Here is a 7572-nt window from a genome sequence, read left to right as displayed (position 1 = left end):
CGCATGCGCCCAGCCGAAGCGCAGCACTTCATCGGTCGGCATGCCGGCGCCGGCGCGGCCGAGTGCCAGGCGCGCGGGCGTCGACTGGCGCCAGTCGCGCCAGGGGCTGGTAGTGACGATGTCCTTCATCGGGCCAGCGCCGTCAAGGCGCCCATGTCGGCCAGCAGGCGATTGGCCGCAGGCGGCTGCAGCCGGCCCGCGCGATCGCTGATTTGCATGCGCTGCAGCCAGGCTTCGAATTCGGGGGCGCGCTTCAGGCCCAGCGTTTCGCGCAGGAACAGCGCGTCGTGGAAGGACGTGCTCTGGTAGTTGAGCATCACGTCGTCGGCGCCCGGCACGCCCATGATGAAGTTGATGCCCGCCGTGCCGAGCAGCACCAGCAGCGTGTCCATGTCGTCCTGGTCGGCCTCGGCATGGTTGGTGTAGCAGATGTCGCAGCCGATCGGCAGGCCCAGCAGCTTGCCGCAGAAGTGGTCCTCGAGGCCGGCGCGGATGATCTGCTTGCCGTCGTAGAGGTACTCGGGCCCGATGAAGCCGACCACGGTGTTGATCAGCAGCGGCTGGTAGCGGCGCGCCAGCGCATAGGCGCGTGCCTCGCAGGTCTGCTGGTCGACGCCGAAGTTGGCGTTGGCCGACAGCGCGCTGCCCTGGCCGGTCTCGAAGTACATGCAGTTGCGCCCCACGGTGCCGCGGTTCAGGGCCTGTGCGGCGGCATGGGCCTCGTCGAGCAGCTCAGGCGTGACGCCGAAGGAGAGGTTGGTCTTCTCGGTGCCGCCGATCGACTGGAACACCAGGTCGATCGGCGCGCCGGACTCGGCCAGCTTCAGCGTGTGGGTGACGTGGGTCAGCACGCAGCTCTGCGTCGGGATCTCGAAGCGCTGGATCACCTCGTCGAGCAGGCGCAGCAGTTCGCCCAGCACCGGCAGGCTGTCGGAGGCCGGGTTGAGCCCGATCACGGCATCGCCGGCGCCCATCAGCAGGCCGTCGAGCGTCGAGGCCGCGACGCCGCGCAGGTCGTCGGTCGGGTGGTTGGGCTGCAGCCGCACCGCGAGATGGCCGGGCAGGCCGATGGTGTCCCTGAAGCGCGTGACGACGCTGCACTTGCGCGCCACCGCGACCAGGTCCTGGTTGCGCATCAGTTTCGAGGCAGCGGCCACCATCTCGGGCGTGAGGCCGCGCGCCAGCGCGGTCAGCGTCGCCGTGTCGGCGTGCTCGGACAGCAGCCAGTTGCGGAAGTCGCCGACCGTCAGGTGGGACACCGGCGCGAAGGCCGTGGCGTCGTGGCTGTCGATGATCAGGCGCGTGATGTTGTCGGCCTCGTAGGGGATCAGCGCCTCGGTCAGGAACTGCTTGAGTGGGGTCACGGCCAGCACGTGGCGCGCCGCCATGCGCTGCTGCGCGTTGGCCGCGCCGATCTCCGCCAGGTAGTCGCCCGAACGCGCCGGGCTGGCGAAGGCCATGACCTGCTTCAGGTCGTCGAAGTCGAAGACCTGCGAATCGATCGTGGTGCGGTAGCGCATGGTGGGAGAGAAGGTGGGATCGGTGGGTCGTTGGCAACGCTGTGCAAGTGCGGTGCCAGGTCGGCGCCGACCCGGCAATAATGAGCCCGTTTTTTCATTCAACCAAGGGTTTGCCGTGCGATCAGTTCTTTGTGCCGCCGTCGTTTCGATGTTCGTCCTGCCGAGCGCCTTCGCGCAATCGGCGCCGGTCACCAAGCCCAGYGGCCTGGTGTTCCAGTCGCTGGTCGATGGCAAGGGAGCTTCGGCGGCCGCGACCGACGTGGTCAAGGTGCACTACCGCGGCACCTTCCCCGACGGCAAGGAGTTCGACAGCTCCTACAAGCGCGGCGAGCCGACCGAGTTTCCACTCAACGGCGTGATCCCGTGCTGGACCGAAGGCGTGCAGTTGATGAAGGTGGGTGGCAAGGCCAAGCTGACCTGCCCGCCGGCGATCGCCTACGGCACGCGCGGGGCGGGCGGGGTGATTCCGCCGAATGCCACGCTGAACTTCGAGATCGAGTTGATTGCGGTGAAGGGGAAGTAGCTTCGCTTGGGGGCCTTGCAGAGGCGGCGCGCGGCGGCGGGCGGATGCCCTGGACCGGCCGACGTCACCGGGCGCTTCGCGGCTGCCCTGCGCTGCTCGCGGCGCCTCAACGGCCGGCCCAGGGCATACCGCCCACCACCCCTGAGAGGTCGGGGTTGCATCGTCGTTGGCGACGCCACCGCCCCTTGAACACCCCTGAGCCCGGCATGCGGTGCGGGACGGGCGATCCCCTCTGCGCCGCTGAGGAGCGCAGCTTCAGGCGGAAAGAGGGCCGTGCATGTTTGAGCGAAGCGAGCTTCGCGTGGACCCCGCCTGGAGCGAGCACCGCAAGGGAGCTCGAAGGGCCGGCGCAGTGGGGTCGACTGGCCCGTACCGCGTGCTGGGCGCCCGTCCCAGCGGCAGGCCTTGACCCCTGGACTCCCTTTAAGACGACTGGTACAGATACAGCCAAGTCTCCGACAAGGTGTGGTCCCCGTTCTTCAGGAACAGCCGCATGTCCACCGGCTCCGGGCCCTCGGGCGTGAAGTCGAACTGGGCCCGCCAGTGACCCGGCACGCCGTTCGGCACCGGCTCCGCGAAGATGTAGGAGAACTTGCCGCGCGTGGCGGTCAGCACCAGTTCGGGCTTGACGCCGAAGGGCAGCGATTCGAGCGGCTTGCCGATGAACTCGACCATGAACTTGCGCACCCCCGGCGGCCGTGGCTGGCCCGGTTGTCCGCCGCGTCCCATGCGGGTGGCGATGCAGCGCGCGAGCGGCGACGGAAACGGCTCATCGGCGCTCCAGTGGAGCCGGTACTTGAGCGCCACGCTGGAGCCCGCGGCGGCCGGCGCCTTGGGCACCCAGCAGGCCAGCACGTTGTCGTGGATTTCGTCGTCGGTCGGGATCTCGATCAGTTGCACCGCACCTTCGCCCCAGGCGCCGATCGGCTCGACCCAGAGGCTTGGGCGCCTCTCGTAGTAGACGCCGTCCTGATAGTGGTCGAAGCCGCGGTCGCGCTGCAGCAGGCCGAAGCCCTTCGGGTTGTTGTCGCTGAAGGCCGAGGTGCGGGTCTGCGTCGGGTTGTTGAGCGGCCGCCAGATGCGCTCGCCGGCGCCGTTCCAAATCGCCAGGCCATCCGAGTCGTGCACCTCGGGGCGCCAGTCGATGCCCRTGGGCTTCGCGGTCTCGGAGAACCAGTACATCGAGGTCAGCGGCGTGAGCCCGAAGCGGGCGACGTCGCGGCGCAGGAACAGGCGGCAGTCGATGTCCATCAGCACGCCTTTGCCACGCTGCAGGACAAACTTGTACGCGCCCGCGATGCTCGGGCCTTCGAGCAGGGCGTAGACCGTCATGGCGTCCCAGCCGGGGGCCGGCGGCTCGAAGTAGAAGCGCGTGAAGTTCGGGAATTCCTCGGCCCGATCGGGCACCGCGGCGTCGAGCGCGATGCCGCGCGCCGACAGGCCGTACTGGTAGAGCTCGCCGATGGCGCGGAAGTAGGCGCCGCCGAGGAAGGCCACCCAGTCATTCTTCTGCCAGGGCCGCTTGGCTTGGTCGCCCAGACGGCTTTCCTGCACCCGGAAGCCCGCAAAGCCGGCGCCGGCCGGCAACTGCCGGGCCGGGCTGTCGGCCGGCATTGTGAAATAGGCGGGGTTATAGAGAATTTCGCGCGCAAAGGCGTCGCTGCCGGCGTTTTGGAGCACGTACATGTGGACCGGCGCCGGAAAGTAGCGGCCCAGATGAAAGAAGGTCACCGGGAACTGGCCCGGCCCGTCGCGGAACAATGCGTTGTCGGTGTCGAACCTGGTCTTGCCGTGGGCGTCGTAGTCGATGCGCTGCAGCACGTCGGCTGGCAGCGAGTTGTCGGCCGCATAGGGCTTAGCGGCCAGCGACTTCGACAGTGCAACAAGACGTTCGAAGGAGAAAGGGGCCGGCTGGCTCAGCTGGAGCCCGTGAGCCGCCAGGGCTTGCGCGGGCAGCCCCAGGGTGGCGAGGGCCAGCGAGGCGCCACCGGCGGCGAGGAGTGAGCGACGATCGATCATGAAGCCCCCAGCCTAGCGAAGCGGCAGCGCCGGAGCCGTAGGTCGAAGCCTGGAGAAACCGTCTTGCCGGCATGGTCCTACAGTCGAATTCGAAAGCAAGAGACGGAGTGCGCGGCGGATCGCCTTTTCCCACAGTGGATCCACCGATCAACACGCACGCAGAGGACGAACATGAACATGATCAACGCCAATGAAATGCGGGCCCTCGCCACGGCCAGCGATCCGCGCTGGGCGGCGGTGGCCGCGCGCGACCCGGCGGCCGACGGCCGCTTCTTCTACTCGGTCCGGACCACCGGCGTGTACTGCCGGCCTTCGTGCGCGGCGCGGCCGGCGCGGCCTGAGAACGTCGAATTCCACGCCACGGCTGCCGATGCGGAGCGCGCCGGCTTCCGGCCCTGTCTGCGCTGCAAACCCGACCAGCCGGCGCGGGCCGAGCGGCAGGCGGCGCAGATCGCCGCGCTGTGCCGCTTCATCGAGTCGGACGAGCAGGCGCCGACGCTCGACGAACTGGCGGCGCGCGCCGGCCTCAGCGCCTCGCATCTCCACCGGCTCTTCAAGGACGTCACGGGACTCACGCCGAAGGCCTATGTGGCGGCGCATCGGGCCCAACGCGTGCGCGAAGAACTGTCGCGCAGCGACTCGGTGACGAACGCGATCTACAGCGCCGGCTACAACTCCAACGGCCGCTTCTACGCCGACGCCGACCGGACGCTCGGCATGACGCCCACGGCCTGGCGCGCCGGCGGGGCCGACACCGAGATCCGCTTCGCCATCGGCGAGTGCGCGCTCGGCTCGATCCTGGTGGCGCAGAGCGACCGCGGCGTCTGCGCGATCACGCTGGGCGACGATCCGGACGCGCTGGCGCGCGATCTGCAGGACCGCTTCCCGAAGGCCCGGCTGGTCGGCAGCGATGCCGGTTTCGAGGCGCTGGTGGCGACGGTGGTCGGCTTCGTCGAGGCCCCGGCCCTCGGGCTCGACCTGCCTCTGGACCTGCGCGGCACCGCCTTCCAGCTGCGCGTCTGGCAGGCCTTGCGCGAGATCCCCGCCGGCACGACCGCGAGCTACAGCGAGATCGCCGAGCGCATCGGTGCGCCGAAGTCGGTGCGCGCCGTGGCCAAGGCCTGCGGCGCCAACACCCTGGCGGTGGCGATTCCCTGCCACCGCGTGGTGCGCAGCGATGGCAGCCTCTCGGGCTACCGCTGGGGCGTGGAGCGCAAGGGTGCGCTGCTGCGTCGGGAAGCGGAGCAAGTATGAGCGCACGAGACATCGACACGGTCGACTGGTCGCAGGTGGGCAGCGATCTCGACGAGCAGGGCAGCGCCTTGATGCCGGGCCTGCTGACACCCGATCAATGCCGTTCGATGGCCGCGCTGTATGCCGAGTCGAAGCCCTTTCGCAGCCGCGTCGTGATGGAGCGCCACGGCTTCGGCCGCGGCGAGTACAAGTACTTCGACTACCCGCTGCCGGCGCTGGTCGCCGGGCTGCGCGAAGCGGTCTATCCGCGCCTGGCGCCGATCGCCAACCGCTGGAACCAGGCCATGGGCATCGATGTGCGCTTTCCGCCGCAGCATGCCGAGTTCATCGCCCGCTGCCACGAGGCGGGGCAGGCGCGGCCGACTCCGCTGCTGCTGCAGTACGGCCCGGACGACTACAACTGCCTGCACCAGGACCTGTACGGCGAGCACGTCTTCCCGCTGCAGCTGGTGGTGTTACTGTCCGAGCCGGAGCGTGATTTCACGGGCGGCGAATTCGTCATGACCGAGCAGCGTCCGCGCACGCAGTCGCGGGCGATGGTGTTGCCGCTGCGCCAGGGCGATGCCGCGGTGATCGCGGTGCACCAGCGGCCGGTGCAGGGCACGCGCGGCGCCTACCGGGTCACTCTGCGGCATGGCGTGAGCCGCGTGCGTTCGGGCCGTCGGCATACGCTCGGCATCATCTTCCACGACGCCGCCTGAATGACGCTGGACCTGTTCGAGACCGAAGCCCCCTGGCGCGAGCCGCTCGCGCCCGGCGCGGTGGTGCTGCGGCGATTCGCGATCCGTCGCGAGGCCGCCTTGCTGGCGGCCGTGCAACGGGTGGTCGAGGCAGCACCGTTTCGCCACCTGGTCACGCCGGGCGGTTTCCGGATGCAGGTGGCGATGACCAACTGCGGCGCGCTGGGCTGGGTCAGCGACCGCCGCGGCTACCGCTACGACGCCAACGATCCCGACAGCGGACGGCCCTGGCCGCGCATGCCGGCCGAGTTCGCGCAACTGGCCGCCGAGGCCGCGGCCGAGGCCGGCTTCGAGGGTTTCGCGCCCGATGCTTGCCTGATCAACCGCTACCAGCCCGGCACCCGGCTGTCGCTGCACCAGGACCGCGACGAGCGCGACCACGGCCAGCCGATCGTCTCGGTATCGCTCGGCGTCCCGGCCATGTTCCAGTTCGGCGGCACCCGGCGCACCGACACGCTGCGGCGCGTGCCGCTGGCACATGGCGACGTGGTCCTGTGGGGCGGCCCAGCGCGGCTCAACTTCCATGGCGTGCTGCCCCTGAAGGACGCGCAGCATCCGCTGCTGGGTGACTGCCGCATCAACCTCACGTTCCGGAAGGCCGGTTGATCGGCTCGCGTGGCGGCAGCCGGCGTGTCTCGCCGATCGCCGTCACGAAGAAGTATTCCTCCGCCATGCCCTGCGCGGCGCGCAGTTCCGCGAGCTTGCGCGGCGGTTCGTCGAGCGCCTCGTCGGTCAGCTGGAACACGCCCCAGTGGATGCCGAGCGAGCGCTTGGCGCCGACATCGGCATGGATGCGCAGCGCTTCCTCCACATCCACGTGCTGGTTCGCCATGAACCAGCGCGGGGCGTAGGCGCCGATCGGGATCAGCGCGAGGTCGAAGCCGCCGCCGAGCGCGTCGGTTTGCCGGTCGCGGAAGTGATCGCGGATGTCGCTGAAATCGCGCGAATAGCCGGTGTCGCCCGTGAACAGCAGGTGGCAGTCCGGCGCCAGCACCGCGAAGCCGCCCCACAGTGTGGCCAGGGCATCGCGCGGACTGCGCGAGGACCAGTGCTGTGCCGGAACCAGCGCCACCTCGATCACACCGCTCGGGCCTTGGAGGCGCTGCCGGTCCCACCAGTCCAGCTCGACCGTGCGCGTGATGCCGCGCGCCGCCAGCCAGGTCTTGAGTCCGAGCGGCACCACGAACAGCGGCGGGCCGCCGGGCTGCCGGTTCAGCGCGAGCACGGAGGCCGCATCGAGATGGTCGTAGTGATTGTGCGAGACCAGCACCAGGTCCACGCGCGGCAGTTCGGCCAGCGCCAGCCCCGGGGCCGAATGGCGCCGCGGGCCGACCAGCGGCAGCGGCGAAGCCCGATGCGAGAACATCGGGTCGGTCAGCACGGTGAGACCGCCGAGCTGCACCATCGCCGTGGCGTGGCCGATCCAGGTGACGGCCGGCTGCATCGCGGCGCCGGCATCGGMGTTGCCGCGCAGCCAGGCCAGTTCGGGCGCGACCCGGGGCGTCGGTGCCAGCGG

General features: G+C 69.8%; 8 protein-coding genes. 4 read left to right on the top strand and 4 right to left on the bottom strand.

Features of this window, described 5'->3' with window-relative positions:
- Together AC1DY5_RS34440 and AC1DY5_RS34435 are read right to left on the bottom strand one after the other, a co-directional pair.
- Positions 1–129 (bottom strand): ethanolamine ammonia-lyase light chain EutC (locus AC1DY5_RS34440; protein WP_478118831.1); only part of this gene is annotated, 129 nt, incomplete at its 3' end.
- Positions 126–1520 (bottom strand): ethanolamine ammonia-lyase subunit EutB, encoded by a 1395-nt coding sequence (locus tag AC1DY5_RS34435; RefSeq protein ID WP_478118827.1) that lies wholly within the window; start codon positions 1518–1520, stop codon positions 126–128. The genes AC1DY5_RS34435 and AC1DY5_RS34440, both read right to left, overlap by 4 nt.
- A 148-nt stretch (positions 1521–1668) precedes the next feature.
- Between AC1DY5_RS34435 and AC1DY5_RS34430 the strand changes: the two genes are divergently transcribed.
- Positions 1669–2043: an FKBP-type peptidyl-prolyl cis-trans isomerase gene (locus AC1DY5_RS34430; protein WP_478118829.1), complete on the top strand. Its 375-nt coding sequence runs from the start codon at positions 1669–1671 to the stop codon at positions 2041–2043.
- Positions 2044–2466: 423 nt separating this feature from the next.
- On the opposite strand, the gene AC1DY5_RS34425 is transcribed toward AC1DY5_RS34430, so the two are convergent.
- The gene (locus AC1DY5_RS34425) at positions 2467–4062 is read right to left on the bottom strand and encodes an OpgD/OpgG family glucan biosynthesis protein (RefSeq protein ID WP_478118825.1); all 1596 of its coding nucleotides are present in this window, start codon (positions 4060–4062) and stop codon (positions 2467–2469) included.
- Between the two features lie 171 nt (positions 4063–4233).
- Between AC1DY5_RS34425 and ada the strand changes: the two genes are divergently transcribed.
- The 3 genes from ada to alkB are packed head-to-tail and all read left to right on the top strand — an operon-like array spanning position 4234 to position 6662.
- The gene (ada, locus tag AC1DY5_RS34420; protein ID WP_478118822.1) at positions 4234–5316 is read left to right on the top strand and encodes a bifunctional DNA-binding transcriptional regulator/O6-methylguanine-DNA methyltransferase Ada; all 1083 of its coding nucleotides are present in this window, start codon (positions 4234–4236) and stop codon (positions 5314–5316) included.
- Positions 5313–6017 carry a 2OG-Fe(II) oxygenase gene (locus AC1DY5_RS34415; RefSeq protein WP_478118820.1) on the top strand — a complete coding sequence of 235 codons (705 nt, stop codon included), beginning with the start codon at positions 5313–5315 and terminating at the stop codon, positions 6015–6017. Before ada ends, AC1DY5_RS34415 begins: the two co-directional genes overlap by 4 nt.
- Entirely contained in the window at positions 6018–6662 is a 645-nt protein-coding gene (gene alkB / locus AC1DY5_RS34410; RefSeq protein ID WP_478118819.1) for a DNA oxidative demethylase AlkB, read from the top strand.
- Here alkB and AC1DY5_RS34405 read toward each other — a convergent pair.
- On the bottom strand, positions 6640–7572 hold a 933-nt coding region (locus tag AC1DY5_RS34405; RefSeq protein ID WP_478118817.1), incomplete at its 5' end, for an MBL fold metallo-hydrolase. The genes alkB and AC1DY5_RS34405 overlap by 23 nt on opposite strands.

Source organism: Variovorax sp. P4_D9, from assembly GCF_056401695.1.
The sequence above is the reverse complement of the archived record's forward strand: the minus strand, read 5'-3'. Positions and strand labels throughout refer to the sequence as shown.

Excerpts from the sequence above, each read along its gene's own strand:
- alkB (WP_478118819.1), top strand. The coding sequence starts at position 6,018 with ATGACGCTGGACCTGTTCGAGACCGAAGCCCCCTGGCGCGAGCCGCTC.
- ada (WP_478118822.1), top strand. The coding sequence starts at position 4,234 with ATGAACATGATCAACGCCAATGAAATGCGGGCCCTCGCCACGGCCAGC.
- AC1DY5_RS34435 (WP_478118827.1), bottom strand. The coding sequence starts at position 1,520 with ATGCGCTACCGCACCACGATCGATTCGCAGGTCTTCGACTTCGACGAC.
- AC1DY5_RS34415 (WP_478118820.1), top strand. The coding sequence starts at position 5,313 with ATGAGCGCACGAGACATCGACACGGTCGACTGGTCGCAGGTGGGCAGC.